Annotated in this window: 18 protein-coding genes and 1 pseudogene; 9 read left to right on the top strand and 10 right to left on the bottom strand. The window is 61.0% G+C overall.

Annotated elements, in window-relative coordinates:
- The first annotated feature begins 127 nt into the window (after positions 1-127).
- The 7 genes from ACLIKD_RS08490 (at position 128) to ACLIKD_RS08460 (ending at position 5,655) form a co-directional block, all read left to right on the top strand.
- Entirely contained in the window at positions 128-1,120 is a 993-nt protein-coding gene (locus ACLIKD_RS08490) for an SMP-30/gluconolactonase/LRE family protein (RefSeq protein ID WP_428827966.1), read from the top strand.
- 41 nt (positions 1,121-1,161) lie between these two features.
- Positions 1,162-2,052 carry a dienelactone hydrolase family protein gene (locus ACLIKD_RS08485; protein ID WP_428827965.1) on the top strand — a complete coding sequence of 297 codons (891 nt, stop codon included), beginning with the start codon at positions 1,162-1,164 and terminating at the stop codon, positions 2,050-2,052.
- A 91-nt stretch (positions 2,053-2,143) separates the two neighbouring features.
- Positions 2,144-2,614, top strand: a complete 471-nt coding sequence (locus tag ACLIKD_RS08480; RefSeq protein WP_226470772.1) for a c-type cytochrome — start codon at positions 2,144-2,146, stop codon at positions 2,612-2,614.
- Between the two features lie 412 nt (positions 2,615-3,026).
- Positions 3,027-3,440 carry a DUF6152 family protein gene (locus tag ACLIKD_RS08475; RefSeq protein ID WP_226414282.1) on the top strand — a complete coding sequence of 138 codons (414 nt, stop codon included), beginning with the start codon at positions 3,027-3,029 and terminating at the stop codon, positions 3,438-3,440.
- A 126-nt stretch (positions 3,441-3,566) separates the two neighbouring features.
- Entirely contained in the window at positions 3,567-4,343 is a 777-nt protein-coding gene (locus tag ACLIKD_RS08470) for a hypothetical protein (RefSeq protein ID WP_428827964.1), read from the top strand.
- Between the two features lie 32 nt (positions 4,344-4,375).
- A complete protein-coding gene (locus tag ACLIKD_RS08465) occupies positions 4,376-5,323 on the top strand; it encodes a hypothetical protein (RefSeq protein ID WP_428827963.1) in 948 nt (315 codons plus the stop codon).
- 155 nt (positions 5,324-5,478) lie between these two features.
- Positions 5,479-5,655: a hypothetical protein gene (locus tag ACLIKD_RS08460; protein ID WP_428827962.1), complete on the top strand. Its 177-nt coding sequence runs from the start codon at positions 5,479-5,481 to the stop codon at positions 5,653-5,655.
- 139 nt (positions 5,656-5,794) lie between these two features.
- Here the strand turns inward: ACLIKD_RS08460 and ACLIKD_RS08455 are convergent, their stop codons facing one another.
- The 10 genes from ACLIKD_RS08455 to ACLIKD_RS08410 all read right to left on the bottom strand — a co-directional run bounded on the left by ACLIKD_RS08455 (position 5,795) and on the right by ACLIKD_RS08410 (position 19,312).
- On the bottom strand, positions 5,795-6,568 hold the full coding sequence (locus ACLIKD_RS08455) for a hypothetical protein (protein WP_428827961.1): 774 nt from the start codon (positions 6,566-6,568) through the stop codon (positions 5,795-5,797).
- 382 nt (positions 6,569-6,950) lie between these two features.
- Positions 6,951-7,637 carry an alpha/beta hydrolase gene (locus tag ACLIKD_RS08450; protein ID WP_428827960.1) on the bottom strand — a complete coding sequence of 229 codons (687 nt, stop codon included), beginning with the start codon at positions 7,635-7,637 and terminating at the stop codon, positions 6,951-6,953.
- A 14-nt stretch (positions 7,638-7,651) separates the two neighbouring features.
- Complete coding sequence (locus tag ACLIKD_RS08445) at positions 7,652-9,052, bottom strand: efflux transporter outer membrane subunit (protein ID WP_428827959.1); 1,401 nt, start codon at positions 9,050-9,052, stop codon at positions 7,652-7,654.
- A gap of 18 nt (positions 9,053-9,070) precedes the next feature.
- Complete coding sequence (locus ACLIKD_RS08440) at positions 9,071-12,166, bottom strand: multidrug efflux RND transporter permease subunit (protein WP_428827958.1); 3,096 nt, start codon at positions 12,164-12,166, stop codon at positions 9,071-9,073.
- Positions 12,163-15,255 (bottom strand): MdtB/MuxB family multidrug efflux RND transporter permease subunit, encoded by a 3,093-nt coding sequence (locus ACLIKD_RS08435; protein ID WP_428827957.1) that lies wholly within the window; start codon positions 15,253-15,255, stop codon positions 12,163-12,165. Before ACLIKD_RS08435 ends, ACLIKD_RS08440 begins: the two co-directional genes overlap by 4 nt.
- A 9-nt stretch (positions 15,256-15,264) precedes the next feature.
- Positions 15,265-16,743 (bottom strand): MdtA/MuxA family multidrug efflux RND transporter periplasmic adaptor subunit, encoded by a 1,479-nt coding sequence (locus ACLIKD_RS08430; protein WP_428827956.1) that lies wholly within the window; start codon positions 16,741-16,743, stop codon positions 15,265-15,267.
- Positions 16,744-16,878: 135 nt separating this feature from the next.
- Positions 16,879-17,307 (bottom strand): ExbD/TolR family protein, encoded by a 429-nt coding sequence (locus tag ACLIKD_RS08425; protein ID WP_226419720.1) that lies wholly within the window; start codon positions 17,305-17,307, stop codon positions 16,879-16,881.
- A 28-nt stretch (positions 17,308-17,335) separates the two neighbouring features.
- On the bottom strand, positions 17,336-17,761 hold the full coding sequence (locus tag ACLIKD_RS08420) for an ExbD/TolR family protein (protein WP_226419721.1): 426 nt from the start codon (positions 17,759-17,761) through the stop codon (positions 17,336-17,338).
- A gap of 9 nt (positions 17,762-17,770) precedes the next feature.
- Entirely contained in the window at positions 17,771-18,631 is an 861-nt protein-coding gene (locus ACLIKD_RS08415) for a MotA/TolQ/ExbB proton channel family protein (RefSeq protein ID WP_428827955.1), read from the bottom strand.
- A gap of 45 nt (positions 18,632-18,676) precedes the next feature.
- Complete coding sequence (locus ACLIKD_RS08410) at positions 18,677-19,312, bottom strand: energy transducer TonB (protein WP_226419723.1); 636 nt, start codon at positions 19,310-19,312, stop codon at positions 18,677-18,679.
- A 466-nt stretch (positions 19,313-19,778) separates the two neighbouring features.
- Between ACLIKD_RS08410 and ACLIKD_RS08405 the strand changes: the two are divergent.
- Together ACLIKD_RS08405 and ACLIKD_RS08400 are read left to right on the top strand one after the other, a co-directional pair.
- Positions 19,779-20,006: pseudogene (locus ACLIKD_RS08405) on the top strand (TOBE domain-containing protein); the annotation flags it as partial.
- A 190-nt stretch (positions 20,007-20,196) separates the two neighbouring features.
- Entirely contained in the window at positions 20,197-21,318 is a 1,122-nt protein-coding gene (locus ACLIKD_RS08400) for a sigma-54 interaction domain-containing protein (protein ID WP_428827954.1), read from the top strand.
- Positions 21,319-21,327 lie beyond the last annotated feature (9 nt).

Below are 21,327 nucleotides of genomic sequence, written 5' to 3'. Positions count from 1 at the left end.
TGTTGCCCCCCCGATTCCGCGTCGGGGGGCAAACGGGTGACGCGTCCGGTAATTGCCATGCCGAGACTGCTCGCCTGACATGTCATTTGCTGCCATTTGATAGCAGCTGCATTGGGACCCATAGTTCATGAATATTGAAAATCAGCAAAAAATCGATGGCGACTGCGGTATTCGACCGACACATAGCCGGCCGTTGTTTGCCGCCCTGTTGCTTTGTGCCGGCGCCATCCAGGCCCAAGAGGCCGTTCCGACAGCCATCCCCGGTGTTGTCGCGGCAGGAACCAGGATTGAATTCATCAGGGATGGGTTCAAGGGCACCGAAGGGCCGGTAAGGCTGCCGGATGGTAGTGTCATCTTTACCGAAACCCAGGACAGCCGGATTACCCGTATCGCTGCCGATGGCAGCGTTTCGACCTATCTCGAAAACAGTAACGGCTCGAACGGCCTGGGCTTCAGTGCCTATGGCGAGTTGGTTTCCGTGCAGAATCGCGAACCGCGGGTCGGCGTCATCGCTCCGGTCGACAAGGTACGGACACTGGCCGACAGCTACGAGGGCGTTTCCTTCGGTCGGCCGAACGATATCGTCGTTGGCCGGCGGGCCGGTATCTTCTTTACCGATTCCGGGGCGGCCCAGAAGCCCGATCAGCCGCCTGTCGGCAAGCCGGCGGTCTATCAGATTACGCCGGGAGGAGCGCTGAAACGCATTGCCAACGATATCGAACGGCCCAACGGTGTCCAGTTGAGCCCGGATGAAAAGGTGCTCTACGTCGCCAATACACCCGGCGAATACATCATTGCCTACGACCTCGGCAACGATGGCAGCATCGGCCAGCGGCGTAACTTCGCCAAACTGGCCGGCTACACGAAGACCGATAACGGCTATTCCAGCGGTGCCGATGGCCTCGCCGTCGACGAGAAGGGGCGGCTGTACGCCACCTCGAACGCCGGCATCGAGGTGTTTTCAGCGAAGGGCGAAGCACTGGGCATCATCCCGACGCCGAAGAAACCGCAGAACATCGCTTTTGCCGGCAAGGACAAGAAGACGCTGTATGTCGTCGGCCGCGGCTCGGCCTACAGGATTGCGCTCCTGACGCCGGGTTTTGCCGGCCGGGCCAAGTGATCCAGATCCAGTCACCATTACCCATCGCAGGAGATTCATCCATGTCCCGTCAGACAGCCAAGGACTTCCATCCCGAAGTCCTTCAGCTTTTCGATAAATTTGTGCACGGCCTCATTCCTCGTCGTGAATTTCTTAAATCAGCCGGTAAATATGCGGTCGCCGGCCTGACCGCCGAAGGCCTGCTCAATGCCCTGAATCCGCGCTTTGCCGAGGCGCAGCAGGTCAAGCCGACGGATGCCAGGATCAAGGGCGCTTACGTCGAGTATCCGTCGCCCCAGGGCAATGGGACGATCCGCGGCTATCTTGTCCAGCCGGCGCAGGCCAAGGGGAAGTTGCCGGTCGTGCTGGTCGTCCATGAAAACCGCGGCCTGAATCCGCATATCGAGGACATCGCCCGTCGCCTGGCGCTGGACAACTTCATTGCCTTTGCGCCGGATGGTCTGTTTCCCCTGGGTGGTTACCCTGGCGACGAGGACAAGGCACGCGAGCTCTTTCCGAAGCTCGACCAGGGCAGGGCGCGGGAAGACTTCATCGCGGCTTTCGGTCACCTGAAGCAATTGCCCGAAGGCAATGGCAAGGTCGGTGTCGTCGGCTTCTGCTACGGCGGCAGCATTGCCAACGTGCTGGCGACCAGGATTCCTGACCTGGCCGCCGCCGTACCGTTCTATGGCGCACAGCCGGCGGCTGAAGATGCGGCAAGAATCAAGGCGCCGCTGCTCATCCACTATGCCGGTGAGGACTCCCGGATCAACGCTGGTTGGCCTAAATACGAAGAGGCGCTGAAGGCGGCCGGCGTGAAGTACACGGCCCACATTTACCCGGGCGTTCAGCATGGCTTCAACAACGATACAACGCCGCGTTTCGACGAAGCGGCTGCCAAGCTGGCCTGGCAGCGAACGGTTGGTTTTTTCAATACGCATCTGCGTAGTTAGGGAATAAAGCGGGGCTTTCATTCCCGCCCTGGCGGACCTCACGTTTTCAGGCCTTGCCTGACCTGCTTTTCATTCAATTCAAGGAGTATCAATGAAGTACGTTATCAGTTCGCTGCTTGCTGCGCTGTTGTTGTCCTGTTCGGCCGGGGCATTTGCCCAGCAGGCCGGTGCCAAGCCCGAGCAGTTGATCAAGTGGCGCCAGTCGGTCTATCAGGTCCTGGGCTGGAACAGTAGCCGGATCAAGGCAAATGTCGACGGGCAATTCAACAAGGAAGAGGTCGTTCGCTCGGCCAATACCATTGCTGCGTTGGCCAACAGCGGTATCGGCGCACTCTTTGCGCCGGGTACGGAAACCGGCAAGGGGTGGAAGGAAACCGCCACCAAGCCTGAGTTTTTCAAGAATCAGCAAAAGGTTGGCGAACTGGCCGGCAACTTCAATCGCGAAGCCAACGAACTGGCCAAAGTTGCAGCCAGTGGCGACAGTGCGGCTATCAAGGCCCAGTTCGGCAAGTTGAGCCAGACCTGCAAGGCCTGTCACGACGATTTCAAGGTCAAGGACTGATTCGGCACTGCAAATTTGTTTCCTCGAACGCCCCGTCACCTTCACCGGTGTGCGGGGCTTTTTTTGGCCTGGCGCCGGCAATTTTCTGCTGGTTCCCGGGATTGCCGGTGTTTCGGGAGAAGCACCCGGCTCGCCGGGCTGCTGCGTCCGCATCAGTTATTGCTTTGGAATTTCTTTGAAGAATTGGCCTGGGCAGCTTCCGCTGTGGCTTATTTCTAAAAAACATCAATAAATTCATCTTGTTAAATGTTTTTTTCGACGAGGAGCGGACGGCGCTTCAGCGTGGCACACGCCTTGCGATGAAGGTGACAGCTTGCTGCGGCAAGGAGCGACGGGCCTGCTTGATCCGTCAACAACCGGTACTGGAATCGCAGCAATGTACATCGATTATTTTTTGACTTGGAGAAACATCATGAAAAAACAACTTGGCATTCTCGCAATGATTGGCGCGGGCCTGTTTGCCGGTAGTTCGGCGGTTTATGCCCATCATGCCTTTGCCGCCGAATTCGACGGCGAGGCGCCGGTTGAAATCAAGGGTAACGTTACCAAGGGACAGTGGGTTAATCCGCACAGCTGGCTATATGTCGACGTCAAGAATGCCGATGGAACGGTGACCAATTGGGGCTTTGAATTCGGTTCGCCGTATGCCCTGCAGCAACGCGGTCTGGATAAGAGCGTTCTGCAGCCGGGCGTCGAAGTGACGGTCAACGGCTTCCGTTCAAAGAGTGGCAAACCGTATGCCTACGCGGTGACGATCAAGACGGCTGACGGCAAGGTGTTCAAGACCGGTGGCGCTCAGGATGCGCCGGCCCCGGCGGGCACCTGATACGCATTTGACCGTTGATCACAGGATCCCGTGGAGAACAATCCCTTGAATACAAAGCACCAGGCCGCCAGCGGCCTTTTAACTAATTGCGACCGGAAATGCCGTACCGGATGGTCGAAACACTTCTTGGCCGTGGCCTTGGTGGCGAGTCTTTCCGCCTTGTCCGTGGTCAGCGGTGGTGAGGCATTTGCTGCGCCATCGGGCAAGATCCCGCGTCTCGCCAATGGCAAGCCGGACTTTTCCGGCATCTGGCAGACGACCAGTGCCGCCGACTACGACCTCGAACCCCATTCGGCACGCCGTGATGGAACGCAACCCGTGCCGTCCGGACCGGGCATCGTCGAGGGCGGCGAGATTCCCTATCTGCCGAAAGCGATCGAGCAGAAGAAAAAAAACTTCGCCGAGCGGGAACGCGCCGATCCGCGCAACAAGTGCTACACGCTCAGCGTGCCGCGCAGCATCTATTACCCGGAGCCATTCCAGATCTTCCAGCGGGCACGCGATCTGACCATCCATCATCAGTTCGGCCATTCGGTGCGCACCGTGCATACCAACAACACCGAGCATCCGGCTGACCCGAACGACTGGTGGCTGGGCGACTCACGCGGCAAGTGGGAAGGCGATACGCTGGTTGTAGACGTCAAGCATTTCAATGACCAAACCTGGCTCGACCGCGCCGGCAACTACCATAGCGATGCGCTGCATGTGGTCGAACGCTGGAAGTACCTCGATCCCAATACTGTCGAGTACAAGGCCACCATCGAAGACAAGAACGTATTCAGTCGTCCCTGGGATATCTCCGTGATCCTGCATCGCCATCGCGAGAAGAACTTCCAACTGGTCGAGAACTACTGCTTCACGCTCGATTACGACAAATACTATCCGGTGCCTGTCGAGCAATGACGGCTGCGAATTATCGAACAGGTGAGAAACTTATGAACACTATCGTTAATTTCCGGAGTTTGCGGATTCCTGTGCTGGTCGCCGCACTCTTCATCGCCGCGCCAGTTGTGGCCAGCGCTGCCGAGGAGCCGTTGCCCAAGTTCCAGCGTGAAAAAACCGTCTTCAAGGTCGACGAGGGCAAGTGGAAAGGCCCGCACCTGCCTGACGGACAGCCCGATGTGCAGGGTGCCTGGTCGAATACCATCGGCAACCACTCCGATCTGACCCAGTCTGGTTCCTACACCGAGCGAAATCGCCGCGAAGGGGAAGCCTCTGCCAGGCAGGTGGTCAGAGCGCCGAGCCGGATCAGCGATCCGGCCGACGGCAAGGTGCCATTCCAGCCCTGGGCAAGGGAAAAGGCCGATGAGTTCGCCAAGCATCTGCTCGATCCGACCAAGCCGGAATATATCGAGCCGCTGGCCCGTTGCGCCCCGGCCGGTCCGTCCAAGTCCTTCATGTGGCATGGCTTCGATATCCGCCAGTACAAGGATTACGTTGTCTTCCTGTTCGACTCCGGGACACGGGTGATCCATCTCGACAACAAGCCGCATCTGCATCAGAAGGTCAAGCTGTGGAATGGCGACTCACGCGGTCACTGGGAAGGCAACACGCTGGTCGTCGATGTCGCCAACAACAACGGCAAAGGACGTTTCGGGCGGTCCGGCGAATTCTTCAGCGAAAACGCCAAGATCACCGAGCGCTACGTCTTCGACAGCGATCGGCAGAAATTCCTCTACCACGCGACCTACGATGATCCGACGGTATTCACCCGCCCGTTCACCATCACCATTCCCATCCGCCGGGTCGAGAACTTCGCTCACGACAACTGGAACAACATCCTCTTCCCGGCCAAGCATGCCGGCAAGGAGAAGATTCTGGAACGCTACGAGCAGATATGTACCGAGAACAACGGTGGCCACGGCAATGGTGGCGTCCGCTGATCTGAACCTGCGCTGACCTCCGGAACGGGAAGAGGCTCGGCCTGCTGTGCTGGCATTCATCTGCTGGCACAGCGAGCCTTTTGTTGTTTGGTGAATCGAGTAAAAGATGGCTTCGCCACTACCGGGCTTATTGATCGCCGCTCTGTTAATCAGCCGTGGCCGGCCTGCGCAAAATGCCGCCAATGGGTGCCAACCCAGCATTGAGCGACATCGAGCTGGCCCGCGCGGTAATCTACATGCTGAATGCGGCCGGCAACCAATTTGGCGAGCCGACTTCGGCTGAACTGATGGTGTGGCGGGAAATTGCCGATGATCGGCGAAAACGACGCTGATCCTCTCGTCGGAGTATGAGGAACGACGCAGTTGTCAGTTGGCGTGAGTTAGGTCAGCAGGCTGTTTGGTTATCGGCCAAAGCAGACTTTCAACCGTTGCACCGAATCAGGCAGCTATGCACTGGCTACCCGCCGCCCATTAACGCCGCTGGTACTTTGCATTCTCGGCGAAGCCGGATGCCCATTGGTTGTTCTGCTCGTCGAGCGAGTCACGTGTCGCCTTGTCCATCTTTTGCAGTAATTCGTTTTGGATGTGCCCGGCGTCGTTACAAAGCATCCGCCAATCCTGCCGGACACCTTTGGGGCGCGCGTAATTGCAATACACCCCGGCGGCACGACCGGCCAGCGTGTAGATCCCGATCAGGTCGTTTTGATACAAAGGCAGGTATTTGAGCATCTGCCGCGCCGCGATCAGGCCGTAATCCGGGGCGCCATCGGCAATCAGGCGCTGCGCGCTGATCGATTCCCTGAGCGCGTCGAGTGCCATGGGATTTTTTTTCAGCCTGACGGCCAGGGGGCTTCGCGTCTCGCTTACTCCTTTCGACTTGTCCGACTCGATGGTCACCGACCATCCCGCGTTGCCCGAAAGTTCCTCTTCGAAACAGGCGAAACGATTATTGGCAATCTGCGCATAAAGCTTGCCGCGTTCTGCTCCCTCCTTGGCATCCTTGCGCAACTCGGTCAGCGCCTTCTCGAAAACCGCCGACTGCTTCTTGCCGGTCATCACGTCACAATCATCAAGCAACTGCTCGGTCAGCGCACTCACCTGAGCAACCGCCGGTCCAGCAAGGCCAGCCAGCAAGGCAACCAGAACCCATGAGAGGGCGCTAAACGCCGCTTTTTTGACCCTACGCCCCAGAACCGGCAAAGCCCCCTGCCAACTATCTACTTGCATGAAAATCTCCGGAATCATCAATTATCACCATCCAATGCCGACGCGACCTTTTGAAGATGCTCGACGGCTGGATATTCACGGCACGAATGATAGGGCAAAAACAGAAAAATTAATGACAATGGATTTCTGTTTTGGGCAGATTTTCCGATTGACCGTGGGATTCCGGATGTCAGCCGAGCTCAAGCCGCTATTAGTACCGGCCCGTTCCCCACCTTCACCTCGAATAGCTTGCAGCCACCGAAATCAGGCGCGACCGACGAAAAATAGGGATAGACCACGATTTCGCCTACTGGGCAGCGGGTAGCCGGCAGATAGCTGCCTGATTCGGTGCAAAGGTTGAAAGTCTGCTTTGGCCGATTTTCTGCCTGTTAAGCAAATAGGCTGACTACCTGCTTTCGCACTAGTAACCGATTTCCGCACCAGCGCCTGTACTCTTAAGGACGCGCTTGCTCCTGCCCGCTGGCAATCGGGAGCACTGGTCGAGGCGGTTGGAAGTCATCGGCAGCCAGCCAAAACGCAGGGTGGAGAAGACATCGGGGATCGAGGTGAAAGTGCCTTCGACCATGGTGCCGCTTTCGTCATCGACGCGGCTGGCCAGTTCGATGGCGATGGCGCCGCCGAGCGAATGGCCGTAGATGAAGCGGCGGCGTTCCGGGTAGCGTTGGGCCAGCCAGCGCCAGGCCGCTTCGGCATCCTCGTAGGCCAGCGATTCGCTCGGCTGCGTCGGGTCGCTCTGGCCGAAGCCGCGGTAGTCAATGCCGAGGACAGAAAAACCCATGGCCTGCAACTGGCGGATGCGGAAGGCTGAACCGACGACGTCCCAGCGGGTGCCGTGCAGATAGAGGGCGACCGGTGCTTGTGTCTCGTTCGGTGCGGGGTGCCACAGGGCATGCAGGCGCACCCGGCCATTTGTTACGGTGGACCGGAAATTTAGCCAAATTTCGCCAAGCTTGGCCCCGTTGCCGGCCAGGTCGGGGCGTTGTCGGTTGCTTGGCTGGAAGATCAGGCGGCTCTGCAGCGTGTCGAGCGATCCGCAGCCGGCAAGGATGGCGAACAGAAACAGAACGGTCAGCCGGATCGGTTTCATTTGGCTGTGCCTCGCTATTTCGAGGATTCGCCGCCGAGCGCCTTGACCAGACCGACGGTGGCGATGAGCTGGCGGTTGAGGATGTCGAGGCTGCTGCGTTCGGCGCTCAGTGCGGCGGCCTGGGCGGTAGCGACGTTGAGGAAGCTGACCGTGCCGGCCAGGTACTGGTTGTTGGTCAGGGTCTGAAATTCGTTGGCGGCGCGTGTGGCGTTTTTCTGGATTTCCTTTTCGGTGGACAGGATACGCAGGGCGGCCAGGTTGTCTTCGACTTCCTGGAAGGCGGTTAGCACGGTTTGCCGGTAGGTGGCGACGCTCCGGTCGTAGCCGGCCATGGCCTGTTCCTTGGCGGACGAACGGGCGCCGGCATCGAACAGGGTCAGGGCGAGGGCGGGGCCGACCGACCAGAAGCGATAGGGGGCACTGAGAATGTCGGCGAAGCTGCTGTTCTGGTAGCCGCCGCTGGCGCTAAGCGTCAGGTTGGGGAAGAAGGCGGCCTGGGCGACGCCGATCTGGGCATTGGCGGCGGCGACCCGGCGTTCGGCGGCAGCGATGTCGGGGCGGCGTTCGAGCAGGGCCGACGGCAAGACGAGCGGCACTTCCGGCAAATTGGGCACGCGGTCGCTGCGTTCCAGAAGCAGGTCGCTCGGCAGCTTGCCGGTCAGCGCGGCGATGGCGTGTTCGAGTTGCGCCCGCTGGATGCCGAGGTCTACGAGTTGCGCTTCGGTGCTCAGCAACTGGGTTTCCGCCTGCGCCACATCGGCCTGGCTGGCGACGCCGGCCTGGTAGCGGTTGCGGGTGATTTCGTGCGAGCGATGGTAAATGGTCAGCGTGCGTTCGAGCAGGCTTTGCTGGGCATCGTTGATGCGCAGCTGCAGGTAGCTCTGGACCAACGTGGACTGAACGCTCAGGCGGGCAGCGGCGAGATCGCCGGCCGTGGCTTCGGCCGTGCTGGTGCTCGATTCGAGCGTACGCCGCAGGCGTCCCCAAATATCCAGTTCCCAGGCGCTGCTCAAGGCAACGCGGTCGGTCGTGCGGGTATTGGCAATCGCGCCATTGGTACCAGCGCTCTGCCCACGGCTGTTCGACACGCTGCTGCCGAGGTTCGGGAAGAGCGCCGCCCGCGAACTGCCGATGACGGCCAGGGCCTGGCGGTAATTGGCGTCGGCCGCCAGGATGGTCTGGTTGGCGTCGGTGGCTTGCTGAACCAGCTTGTCGAGCTGTGGGTCGCCGAAGATTTCCCACCAGGTGCTTTGCGTTTCGAGATCGCGTGGCTCGGCGACTTTCCAGTGCTTGGGCGCTTCGCGGAAGGCGCTCGGGGTTTCCACCTTGGGGCGGATGAAGTCGGGCCCGAGGGCGCAGCCGCCGAGCAGGAAGATGGAGGCGATGGCGGTCAGGCCAAAGGGGCGCAGCAGCATGGTGTTTCCGTAGCGAGGTCAGGTCGTTCCGCCGGCCGCCGATAGGCGACGTGCCCGCCAGGCACGGCCCCACAGGCGGAAGCGATCGAGGTAGAGGTAAACGACCGGGGTCGTATACAGCGTCAATAGCTGGCTGATGATCAGGCCGCCGACGATGGCGATGCCGAGTGGCTGGCGCAGTTCGGCCCCGTCGCCACTGCCGAGCGCCAGGGGAATGGCCCCGAAAAGCGCGGCCAGCGTGGTCATCATGATCGGCCGGAAACGCAACAGGCAGGCTTCGTAAATCGCCTGGCGCGGCGTCAGATTGCCATCGCGTTCGGCCTGCAATGCAAAATCCACCATCATGATGGCGTTCTTCTTGACGATGCCGATGAGCAGGATGACGCCAATCAACGCAATGACCGAGAACTCCGTCTTGAAGGCAAGCAGGGCGAGCAGGGCGCCGATACCGGCCGAAGGCAACGTGGACAGGATGGTGAGCGGGTGGATCAGGCTTTCATAGAGGATGCCGAGCACCAGATAGACGGCGATGACCGCCCCGAGGATGAGGATTGGCTGACTGGCCATCGATGCCTGGAAGGCCTTGGCCGAGCCTTCGAAGGAACCGTAGATCGAGTTGGGGACGCCGAGTCGGGCCATAGTTTCGTTGATGGCCTGTGTTGCATCGCCCAGCGAAACACCGGGTGGCAGCGCGAAGCTGATTGTCGAGGCGGCAAACTGGCTCTGGTGGGCGATGGCCAGTGGCGCGAAGGTCTGCTGCCAACGGGCGATGGCCGACAGTGGCACCTGGCTGCCGGTGGGCGTGATCAGGATGATGTCGGATAAGGCCTCCGGGCTTTGCCAGTAGCGCGGCGCCGCTTCCATGACCACGCGGTACTGGTTGAGCGGGTTGTAGATGGTCGAGATCAGGCGCTGGCCAAAGAAATCATTGAGTACCGTATCGATATTGCGCTGGGTCAGGCCAAGGCGGGCCGCCAGTTCGCGGTCGACAACCAGCGAGGTCTGCAGGCCCTTGTCCTGGCGGTCGGTATTGACGTCGGCGAGTTCCGGCAAATCGGCAAGGGCCTTGCGGATCCGGGGTTCCCAGGCGCGCAATCCTTCCAGGTCGTCGGAAAGCAGGGTGTATTGGTATTGCGAGTTGCTCTGCCGGCCGCCGATGCGGATTTCCTGGACCGATTGCAGGAACAGGCTGGCGCCGGCGACCTGCGACAGCGGTCGGCGCAGGCGTTCGATTACCTGCTCGGCCGATACACCGCGCTCGCTCAACGGTTTCAGCGAAATGTAGAGTTGGGCTGAATTGCGTCGGCCGCCGCCGGTGAACCCGGCGACATTGGCTACCGCCGGATCCTTGCGCACGATGTCGATGAAGTCGGCCAGCTTTTCCTGCATCGACTGGAAGGAACTGCTCTGGTCGGCCTGTACGTTGCCGCTGAGCCGGCCGGTGTCCTGTTGCGGGAAGAAACCCTTGGGTACGATGTTGTACAGATAGACGTTGAGGGCGACAGCCGAGGCCAGCACTGCCATCATCAGCAGCCCGTGATCCAGCGACCAGGCCAGACTGCGCCGATAGCCCGCGTGCAGGGCATCGATGCACCGGCTGGCCAGGCGCGACAGCCATCCTTCGCCACCGGCATCGTGCGGTCGCAGCAGGCGGGAGCACATCATCGGCGTCGTCGCCAGCGAGACGACCAGCGAAACCAGGATGGCTGCGGCCAGCGTGACGGCGAATTCGCGGAACAGGCGGCCGACGATGCCCCCCATGAACAGGATGGGGATGAAGGCAGCGATCAGCGACAGCGTCATCGAAACGACGGTGAAGGCCACTTCGCGCACGCCTTTCAAGGCGGCATCGAGCGGCGATAGGCCTTTCTCGATGTGACGGGTGATGTTCTCCAATACGACCACGGCATCGTCGACGATGAAGCCGGTGGCCACAGTCAGCGCCATCAGCGACAGGTTGTTCAGGCTGAAGCCGGCCAGGTACATGACGGACAACGTGCCGATCAGCGACACCGGCACGGCGACGGCCGGGACCAAGGCGGCGCGCCGGTCGCGCAGGAAGAGCATGACTACCATGACGACGAGGCCGACCGAAATGGCCAGGCTGGTGCCGACATCGCGTAGCGAGGCGCGGATGGTGGCGCTGCGGTCCTGGGCGACCTCGAGCTTGATGTCCTGGTGGATAGCGGCCTGCAACAAGGGAAGCATGGCGCGCACCCGGTCGACGGTGGCGATGATGTTGGCGCCCGGCTGGCGGCTGACCATCAGCAGGACCGAGGGCTTGCCGTTGGTCAGGCCGGCATTGCGGATGTCCTGGGCGCCGTCGCGGACTTCGGCGATATCGCCGAGGCGGATGGCGGCGCCGTCCTTCCAGGAAATGATCGTCGGAATATAGTCGGCAGCGCGCGTCGCCTGGTCGTTGGCGGCGATTTGCCAATTGCGCTCGCCATCGTCGACCAGCCCTTTTGGCCGGTTTACATTGGTGTTGGCGATCGCCATGCGCACGGTTTCCGGGCTGATGCCGGCTCGCGACAAGGCCTGCGGATTCAGTTCGATGCGCACGGCCGGCAAGGAACTGCCGCCGACATTGACCTGCCCGACCCCTTCGACCTGCGACAGCTTCTGGCCAAGAATGGTGACGGCGGCATCGTAGACCTGGGCCCGCGACAGAACGTTGGAAGTCAGTGACAGCACGAGAACCGGCGAGTCGTTGGGATTGACCTTGCGCAGCGACGGGTTGCCTGTCATGCCGCTCGGCAACTGGGCGCGCGAGGCATTGATCGCTGCCTGGACGTCTTTGGCGGCACCGTCGATGCTGCGGCTGAGATCGAATTGCAGCGTCACATCGACCGCGCCTTGCGAACTGTTTGAAGTAATCTCATTGACCCCGGCAATCGAACCCAATGCCCGTTCGAGCGGCGTCGCCACTGTCGCCGCCATGGTCTCCGGGCTGGCCCCGGGTAGCGCGGCGCGTACCGAGATGGTCGGAAATTCGACCTGGGGCAGCAGTGCGGCCGGCAACTGGAAGAAGGCGGCAACGCCGAGCAGGGCGATGCCCAGCGTCAGCAGCGTGGTGGCGACCGGGCGATGAATGAATCTCGAGGTCAAGCTCACGCCGTTCTCCGTTGCCGTTGCCAGGCCTCGACGCGCTTGGCCAGACGGTCGAAGGCGAGGTAGATGACCGGCGTCGTGAATAGCGTCAACACCTGCGAGACGATCAGACCGCCAACCATGGTGATGCCCAGCGGCTGGCGCAGTTCGGAGCCAACGCCGGTGCCGAGCATCAGCGGCAGAGCGCCGAGCAGGGCGGCGAGGGTGGTCATCAGGATGGGCCGGAAGCGCAGCAGGCAGGCTTCGAAGATGGCTTCTTCCGCCGACTTGCCCTGTTCGCGTTCGGCTTCAAGGGCGAAGTCGATCATCATGATGGCGTTCTTCTTGACGATGCCGATCAGCAGGATGATGCCGATGATGCCGATGATGCCGAGGTCGGTCCGGCACAGGAACAGGGCGAGCAGCGCGCCGACGCCGGCCGAGGGCAACGTGGACAGGATGGTGATCGGGTGGATGTAGCTCTCGTAAAGTACGCCGAGCACGATGTACATGGTGATGATGGCGGCGACGATCAGCCACAGCGTGCTGGACTGTGAGGACTGGAAAGCCTGAGCCGCGCCCTGGAAGCGGATGGCAATGCTGGGCGGCAGATCGAGTTCGGCCTGTACCTGGCGAATCGCCTTGACCGCCTCGCCGAGCGAGGTGCCCGGCGCGAGGTTGAAGGACACCGTGGCGGCGGGGAATTGGCCGATGTGGTTGATGGCCAGCAGGGCCGGGCGCTCGCTGATCCTGGCGACCGAGGCGAGCGGCACCTGGGCGCCGTTGGCGCCAACCAGATAGAGGCTGTTGAGGCCGTCCAGCCCACGCCGGAATTCCGGCTTCACTTCAAGCACGACGCGGTAAAGATTGGACTGCGTGAAAATGGTCGAGATCAGCCGTTGGCCGAAGGCGTTGTACAGCGCGTTGTCGATTGCGGCGGTGGTGATGCCCAGCCGGCCGGCATTGTCACGGTCAATTTCGACATAGGCCTGACGGCCTTCATCCTGCCAGTCGCTGGCCACATCGGCCAGTTCCGGCACCTGTTTCAGGCGTTCCAGCAGGCGGTGGAGCCAGGCGCCCAGTTCGGCCGGATCGGTGCCCTCGACGCTGAACTGATACTGCGTCCGACTGACCCGGCTTTCGATGGTTAGATCCTGAACTGGCTGCATGTAGGTCGTGATGCCGCCAAGGTCGGCGAGCCTCGATTGCAGGCGACGGATGATGGCCGAGGCATCGGCATCGCGTTCGTGCCATGGCTTCAGGCTGATCAGCAGGCGTCCGCTGTTCAACGTGGTATTGACGCCATCGACGCCGATGATCGATGAAATGCTGTCCACCGCCGGGTCTTCGAGGATCGCGTCAACCACACCCTGCTGGCGGCTGGCCATCGCCGAAAAAGAGACGCTCTGGGTGGCTTCGGTGATGCCCTGGATCAGCCCGGTGTCCTGCACCGGGAAGAAGCCCTTGGGAATGGCGATGTAGAGCACGACGGTGAGCACCAGCGTGCCGATGGCGACGGCCAGCGTCAGCGACTGGTGTTGCAGCACCCAGCGCAGGGCCACGGCGTAGCGGGCAATGGTGTGGTCGATGAGGGCGCCGGTAATGCGGAAGAAGCGGCCGTGCTTGTCTTCCGGCACGTGATGGAGCAGGCGGGCGCACATCATTGGCGTCAGGGTCAGCGAAACGAGGGCCGAAATCAGGATCGAGACGGCCAGCGTGATGGCGAATTCGCGGAACAGGCGGCCGACCACGTCGCCCATGAAGAGCAGGGGAATCAATACGGCGATCAGCGAGAAGGTCAGCGAGATAATCGTGAAGCCGATCTGCGCCGAGCCTTTCAAGGCAGCTTCCATCGGCGAATCGCCCTCCTCGATGTAGCGGGCGATGTTCTCGATCATCACGATGGCGTCGTCGACAACGAAGCCGGTAGCGATGGTCAGCGCCATCAGGGTCAGGTTGTTGATCGAGAAGCCGGCCAGGTACATGACGCCGAAAGTGCCGACCAGCGACAGCGGCACGGCGACGCTTGGGATGATGGTGGCCGGGACGTTGCGCAGGAAAACGAAGATGACCATGACGACCAGTGCGACAGCAAGGAAGAGTTCGGTCTGCACGTCATGCACCGAGGCACGGATGGTCGTCGTGCGGTCGGTGAGCAGGCGCAGCTCGACGGTGGCCGGCAGCGAGGCCTGCAATTGCGGTAGCAGTTGCTTGATGCGGTCCACCGTTTCGATGACGTTGGCGCCGGGCTGGCGCTGGATGTTCAGGATGATCGCTGGCTTGCGGTCGGCCCAGGCAGCGAGGCGGTTGTTTTCGGCGCCTTCGACCAGTTCGGCGACGTCGCCGAGGCGGACCGGGGCGCCGTTTTTCCAGGCAATGATCAGCTCGCGGTATTCGGCAGCCGACTTGAGCTGGCTGTTCGAATCGATGGTCGAGGCGCGAATCGGTCCATCGAAGCCACCCTTGGCCATGTTGACGTTGGCGTTGCCGATGGCCGTGCGCAGATCTTCGAGGTTGATGCCCTGCGATGCGAGGGCCTGCGGATTGGCCTGAATGCGGACAGCCGGGCGCTGGCCGCCGCCGATGCTGACCAGGCCGACGCCGGCGATGCGCGATATTTTCTGGGCAAGACGGGTGTTGACCAGATCCTCGACCTTGGGCAGCGGCAGCGAACCCGACGAAATGGCCAGCGTGATCACCGGCGCATCGGCCGGATTGACCTTGCTGAACACCGGCGGCATCGGCAGGTCATTGGGCAGGAAGGCGCTCGCCGCGTTGATGGCGGCCTGGACTTCCTGCTGCGCGGTGTCGAGGCCGAGGCCGAGCGAAAACTGCAGGGTGATGACCGAAGCGCCGCCGGAACTCGACGACGACATCTGGTTGAGGCCGGCGATCTGGCCGAGCTGGCGTTCGAGCGGCGCGGTAATCGACGAGGCGACAACCTCCGGACTGGCACCGGGATAGAGCGTCGAGATCTGGATGGTCGGGTATTCGACTTCGGGCAGCGCCGAAATCGGCAACAGCCGGTAACCGACCAGACCGGCGAGCAGGATCGCCAGCATCAACAAGGAGGTGGCGACCGGGCGCAGGATGTAAAGACGCGACGGGTTCATCGGCCGGCCTTATTCGCCACGGCGTCCGCCTTCGCGCGGTGCGCCGCCACCTTCCGCCGCGCGCCGCTGGCGCCAGCGTTCGCAACGGGCAGCGGCCTCCGGGTCGTTGGCGATGCTTTCAGGGGCACAGCGGCGTTGGCCGCGGCGCTCTTCTCCGGCTACCGGGGGGGCTGCAGTGTCCGCTGGCTTGTCGCCGTTATCTGCCTGGTGTTGGCGCGGCGCCTTGCCGCCAGTTTTTTCGCCCGCCGGAGCCTTGGCATTGCCGGTTGGCGATTCACCGTCCAGGCTCAGGACATCGACCTTGCCCCCGGGCCGAAGGCGATCGGCTCCGTCCACGACCACCTGATCGCCGGCGCTCAAGCCATTTTCAATGGCGATCAATTCGCCGTTTGACGGACCAAGGCGGACAGGGTGCGGGGCGACCGTCTGATCTTCCTTGCTGATCACATAGACGAAACTGCCCTGAGCGTTCCGCTGAATCGCCGCCGAGGCCAGCAACAGGCTACCGGTGCGGGTTTCGACCTTGAGCCGGATATTGACGAACTGGTTCGGAAATAAACTGTTGTCGCGATTGGCGAACTCGGCTTTCAGCTTGACGGTGCCGGTGGCGACGTCGATCTGGTTATCGACGCTGAGCAGTTTGCCGGTCGTCAGCAGCGTCCGTCCATCGCGGTCCCAGGCTTCGACATCCAGGGTTTCGCCGCTACCCAGCCGGTTGACGACATTGCCTACGCTTTCGGCGGGAATGGCGAAAATGGCATGAATCGGCTGCGTCTGCGTAATGACCACGAGGCCGGTAGCGTCTGCCGCGCGGACGTTGTTGCCGACATCGACCTGGCGCAGCCCAAGGCGGCCGGCAGCGGGCGCCGTCACCCGGGCGAATCCGAGTTGCAGGCGGGCATTGTCGACCTGGGCCTTGTCGGTCTCGACGACGCCACGATACTGCCGGACCAGCGCCTCCTGGGTGTCGACCTGTTGCTTGGCAATGGAATCCTTGCTCAGCAGGTTTCGGTAGCGTTCGAGATCGACCCTGGCGGCGGCAAGCAAGGCTTCATCTTTGGTCAACTGGCCGCTGACCTGTTCAAGCTCGATCTGATACTGCCGCGGATCGATTTCGGCCAGTAGATCGCCGGCCTTGACCAACTGGCCCTCACGAAAATTGATCCGGACGAGCTGACCATCCACTCTGGGCTTGACCGTCGCGGTGTTCGAGGCAGTCACCGTTCCCAGGGCACTGACGACAATGTCCAGGTCGCCGAGCCTGGCTGCGCTCGCCTTTACCGGCTGCGGGCGGTTGCCCTGCCGGTCACCGCGCCGCGAACTGCCCGGGCCTTTTTGCTCGCTGCTTGCCGATGATGCCTGGCCGTCGCCGCCCCGACTGTAGTGGACCGCCGCACTGCCACCACCGACGACGAGTACGCTGCCGAGCAGGGCGATGATTCTGGCCCGGCGCGTCAGTTTGATTTTCAGTTTGTCCTTGATGCCCATGAATCTGCTTCCAGTGTTCTTTCCTGCCTGACGAACGACTCCGGCCGAACGCGACGATGCAGAGCGAGGAATTCCCGCTCTCCACCCGGTTCCGGATGACCGCTCAAGTTGGGCGAATGACCGATCTCTTGCCGGTCAGAGGAACTGCTCGGCGCCGACCAGCCCGACCTTGGTCAAGCCATTGCGCTGGACCGACGACATCACCGCTGCAACATGGCGGTAAGGCACTTTCTTGTCGGGGCGGATATGCAATTCCGGTTGTACGGCCTGAGCAGAGGCCGATGCCAGCCGGCTTTCCAGACTAGCCGGATCACTCAGCACTTCGCCATTCCAGAGCACGCTGCCGCCCTGATCGATGTTGATCTTGACGATCTCCGGCGGGGCGCTTGGCGGCGGCGGGTTGCCGACCGGCATGTTGAGATTCACCGAATGAAGTTGGATGGGGATGGTGATGATCAGCATGATCAGCAGTACCAGCATGACGTCGATCAGCGGTGTCGTATTGATTTCCGCCATTACTTCCGGATCGCCGGAATTGCTGCCTGAACCTATGTTCATAGCCATTTGATGTGATTCCTTCTGTTGCCGGCGTCTATTGGCGGGGCGGCGGTTCGGTGATGAACCCGAGTTTGATGATGCCGGCCCGCTGGCTTGCCAGGACGACCTTGCCGACGTATTCGTAAGGGGCGCCGCCGTCGCCGCGAATCTGCACTTCGGGCTGCGGGTCAAGAACCGCCACCTTCTTCAATTCGCTGACCAACGTTTCTTGATCGCCTATTTCCCGCTCGTTCCAATAGACCCTGCCGTTGCCGCCGACCGAGAGATTGATGTTCTCCGGCTTGGTGATGCGCGGCTGGCTCCGCTCCTTCGGAAGTTCCACCGGCACCGTGTGAGTGACGACCGGGATGGTGATCAGGAAGATGATCAGCAAGACCAGCATGACATCGACCAGCGGGGTGGTGTTGATGGCGGAAAGAACCTCGTCCTCGTTTTCCGTCGTGCCGACATTCATTCCCATGGTTGTCTCTTAGAACGAAATCGCACGGATGGACTGGACCACTGCCGGCGAGCGCTGGTCGCGGCGTTCGGCGGCGGCGCCGAGCAGCACGGCATGGAGTTCGGCGCCGAAGGTGCGAATACCGTCCAGAGCCGATTTGTTGCGGCGCACCAGCCAGTTGTAACCCAGTACGGCCGGCACGGCGACGGCCAAGCCGATGGCGGTCATGATCAGGGCTTCACCGACCGGGCCGGCAACCTTGTCGATAGAGGCTTGGCCGGCGATGCCGATGGCCGTCAGGGCGTGGTAGATGCCCCAGACCGTACCGAACAGCCCGACGAACGGAGCGGTCGAACCAACGGTGGCGAGGAAGGCCAGACCATCCTGCAAACGGCTTTGGATATTCTCGATTGAGCGGTGAATCGAGAGCTGAATCCAGTCGTTGAGGTCAATATAGCCAAGCAGGCCGCGGTGGTTGGCTGTCGCTTCCGAGCCGCTCCGGGCAATGAAATGGTAGGCGCTGCTCGGTTCTAGCGAATCGATGGCTTGCTCGACGCCGCCGGCAACCCAGAAAGTTTCGTTAGCCTTCTTGCCCTGTTTGGCCAGTTTCTGTTGCTCATAGAGCTTGGTGAAAATGATCAGCCAGCTGCCAAAGGACATGATCAGCAGGATGGCCAGGGTGCCCTTGGCGACGGCATCCCCGCCTTTCCACAGGGCGTCGATGCCATAGGGGTTGTCGACGGTTTCCTTGGTGCTGGCCGCTGCCGTCTCGGGAGCTGCAACGCTGGCGGCTGGCTGGACGGCCTGGGCGAGGGCATGGCTCGCGCCGAGGCTGGAAAGAGTGATGAATAGCGCAGCGGCGAAGTTGCGGATGGTGCTGAGGCGGAACATGGTGATTTCTCCTGTGAATTCGAGTGGGGTAGTTGTTTTGGCTGCTTATTCGTTGCGGAAGACGAAGGGAACCCGGACGCGTACTTCGCGTCCCTGACCGGTGCAGCGGTATCGGGAAATGGCGTTGATCGCAGCCTGGTTGAAGATCGAGTTACTGGTCTGGACGATGGCGATGTCCTTGACGTCGCCATTGGCCGCAACCGTGAACTCGGCCAGCACCTGGCCGGAGAGGCCCATGCGGATGGCTTGCTTGGGCACGTCGACCGGCACCGACTGGTGATTCGGGCAGGCCACTGCGATATTCACCTGGGCTGGCTTCGCCGGTTCCGGAGCCGGTGCCGGCGGGGCTGGTGGCGGTTCCGGGTGGCGTTCGGCCGTCGTCGTGATCGGCGGGGTCGGCGCCTGAACCTGGGTTTCCGTCTTCGGAACGTAGGCCGGGGGAGGCGGTGCACTGACCTTCGGTTGAAGTTTGACAATCTTTGGCGGGGGAGGCGGTGGTGTCTTGATTTCCTCGATGATGCTGACATCGAGCGGCGCCTTCAGGACCTCGACGACTTTGCGGCCCAGCCCATTGAGCAAGGCATATACCAGCAGCAGATGGAAAACCACAACGGTCGAAATTCCGATCAGGTGTTTGCGTGGGTCGCGTTGCTGATCCGCGTAGCTTGGTGCGTGGTTCATGGGTGATGATTCTCGAAAACATGTTGGTGACGGCATTGGGGCTATCCCGAGCTTCAGGACGAACGCCATCCTTGACGTGCTGTGGCGCAGCAGAAGCCATGCCCGAATTGGGAATGCTAAGAAGTTTTATTGCTAAGCCACGGAAATAACAGGAAGTTTTTTGATGAAGCAGCACCTGACCAGGCGTTCTGGTGTTGTGTTTGCGGGCCTGGTTGCTGCGCAATCAACAGTTCGTTGATATTCGCTGTTGCACTGGCAGCAGATGGTGTTTGGTGCCGATCAATGCCAATTGGCTACTGAAAATGCTTATAGTAAAACTATCTTTGTTGCTCTGCGTCATTGGCCTTAGTTTGTATTTACGCAAAGGCAACCGAGCTGATGTAACCAGCGAAATGCCCGATGGCCTGCTTCGTTACTAAAGCGGACAGAGGTCAGCGCAGAAACACATGAATCCCAACAATTTGAAAGGAAGAAAAGCATGACTATCCAGTTGATCAACGCCCGAAATCAGTTCAAGGGCACGGTGAAGGAAATCGTGCTGGGCCCGGTCGTTTCCGAGGTCGAAGTCGATACGCCGTTCGGCATCGTTACCTCGGTCATTACAACGCGCTCTGTGAAAGATCTCGATCTCAAGATCGGTACCGATGTCCTGGCGCTCGTCAAATCGACCGAGGTGTCGATCGCCAAGCTGTGAGCTAGCGAGCAAAAGCAATTACTGAGTTTTCACCGTGGATAGTCAAACGGCGGACCGGTACATCAGCTTGGAGCGGTAGAGAACAGGGGGGCTGGGTCCGGCAAACGAGCCGGAAGCCGGTCAGGGGTGTCCTTTCATCGAAAGGGGCAGCGTCGCTTTTCGCAGCGTTGTCATCGGGTATCAATAAATCATGAACAGAGTTCTGACTTTTCCGGATTCACAGGCGCATCCGCTGTCGATTCGCGCCAAGGCAATGGTGTTCAACGATCCCGTATCGCTGGATATTCTCAACACCACCGAGCTGATCGCTCCCAGCGAGGCAACCGTGTTGATCATTGGCGATACCGGAACCGGCAAGGAGTTGATCGCCAGGCATGTGCACAACCGGAGTGGTCGATCCGGCCCCTTTGTCGCGGTCAATTGCGGCGCGTTCAGCGAAAACCTGATCGAGGCTGAATTGTTCGGCCATGAGGCGGGGGCATTCACCGGCGCCCAGGGGCAGCGGCAAGGGTGGTTCGAAGCGGCGCAGCACGGTACGCTGTTTCTCGACGAGATCGGCGATTTGCCGTTGGCCATGCAGGTCAAGCTGCTGCGCGTCCTGCAGGAACGCCAGGTCGTCCGCCTTGGTTCGCGCAAACCGATCGATATCGATGTTCGTCTGGTCGCGGCAACAAACGTCGATCTGGTCAGTGCGGTCGAGGCCGGCCATTTTCGCGCCGATCTCTATTACCGCCTGAATATCGCGACGATCAATCTGCCGCCGCTCAGGGAGCGTCCGGGCGATATCATCCCGCTGGCCCGCCATTTCGTGGATAGCTATCGGGCCAAATTGCATCTCGGGCCGATCGATTTTTCCTCCAATGCTCGCCAGGCAATGATTGCCTACAGTTGGACCGGCAACATCCGCGAGTTGGAAAACGTCATTCACTATGCGCTGATTGTCTGTCGCGACGGCGTGATTCGTTCGGCTGACCTGCGCCTGAACGAGCGGGTTCCGGTGCTAAGCAGCTCGCGGCCGTTCAGCGTTGCCGAAGATGACGATGGATGCCGGTTGTCCAAGGCATTCAGGGAAATGTTCGACGAGAATCGCGATTCGCTGTTCGAGCAGGTCGAGGAAACCCTGGTCCGACTGGCCTTCGAGCATTGCGACAACAATCAGGTGCGTACGGCGCGACTGCTCGGCATTTCCCGCAACATTCTGCGCGCCCAGCTCAAACGTTTCGGCCTGCTGGCAACGGGGAGCAGGGCAGGAAGTCTGGCCAACGACAAAGAAGGGGCGACGTTGCTTCGGTTGGGGGCAGTCGAGGCCTGAGGCGGCGAG

This window comes from Azonexus sp. IMCC34842, assembly GCF_050368855.1.
In the GTDB taxonomy this organism is placed as follows: domain Bacteria; phylum Pseudomonadota; class Gammaproteobacteria; order Burkholderiales; family Rhodocyclaceae; genus Azonexus; species Azonexus denitrificans_A.
This window is presented reverse-complemented; position numbering and strand designations above follow the sequence as displayed.

What these genes read in the sequence shown, in the direction of transcription:
- ACLIKD_RS08485 (WP_428827965.1), top strand. Translation starts at nt 1,162, where the DNA reads ATGTCCCGTCAGACAGCCAAGGACTTCCATCCCGAAGTCCTTCAGCTT.
- ACLIKD_RS08445 (WP_428827959.1), bottom strand. Translation starts at nt 9,052, where the DNA reads ATGCTGCTGCGCCCCTTTGGCCTGACCGCCATCGCCTCCATCTTCCTG.
- ACLIKD_RS08420 (WP_226419721.1), bottom strand. Translation starts at nt 17,761, where the DNA reads ATGGGAATGAATGTCGGCACGACGGAAAACGAGGACGAGGTTCTTTCC.
- ACLIKD_RS08450 (WP_428827960.1), bottom strand. Translation starts at nt 7,637, where the DNA reads ATGAAACCGATCCGGCTGACCGTTCTGTTTCTGTTCGCCATCCTTGCC.
- ACLIKD_RS08415 (WP_428827955.1), bottom strand. Translation starts at nt 18,631, where the DNA reads ATGTTCCGCCTCAGCACCATCCGCAACTTCGCCGCTGCGCTATTCATC.
- ACLIKD_RS08425 (WP_226419720.1), bottom strand. Translation starts at nt 17,307, where the DNA reads ATGGCTATGAACATAGGTTCAGGCAGCAATTCCGGCGATCCGGAAGTA.
- ACLIKD_RS08430 (WP_428827956.1), bottom strand. Translation starts at nt 16,743, where the DNA reads ATGGGCATCAAGGACAAACTGAAAATCAAACTGACGCGCCGGGCCAGA.
- ACLIKD_RS08480 (WP_226470772.1), top strand. Translation starts at nt 2,144, where the DNA reads ATGAAGTACGTTATCAGTTCGCTGCTTGCTGCGCTGTTGTTGTCCTGT.
- ACLIKD_RS08475 (WP_226414282.1), top strand. Translation starts at nt 3,027, where the DNA reads ATGAAAAAACAACTTGGCATTCTCGCAATGATTGGCGCGGGCCTGTTT.
- ACLIKD_RS08410 (WP_226419723.1), bottom strand. Translation starts at nt 19,312, where the DNA reads ATGAACCACGCACCAAGCTACGCGGATCAGCAACGCGACCCACGCAAA.
- ACLIKD_RS08435 (WP_428827957.1), bottom strand. Translation starts at nt 15,255, where the DNA reads ATGAACCCGTCGCGTCTTTACATCCTGCGCCCGGTCGCCACCTCCTTG.
- ACLIKD_RS08490 (WP_428827966.1), top strand. Translation starts at nt 128, where the DNA reads ATGAATATTGAAAATCAGCAAAAAATCGATGGCGACTGCGGTATTCGA.
- ACLIKD_RS08465 (WP_428827963.1), top strand. Translation starts at nt 4,376, where the DNA reads ATGAACACTATCGTTAATTTCCGGAGTTTGCGGATTCCTGTGCTGGTC.
- ACLIKD_RS08400 (WP_428827954.1), top strand. Translation starts at nt 20,197, where the DNA reads ATGAACAGAGTTCTGACTTTTCCGGATTCACAGGCGCATCCGCTGTCG.
- ACLIKD_RS08455 (WP_428827961.1), bottom strand. Translation starts at nt 6,568, where the DNA reads ATGATTCCGGAGATTTTCATGCAAGTAGATAGTTGGCAGGGGGCTTTG.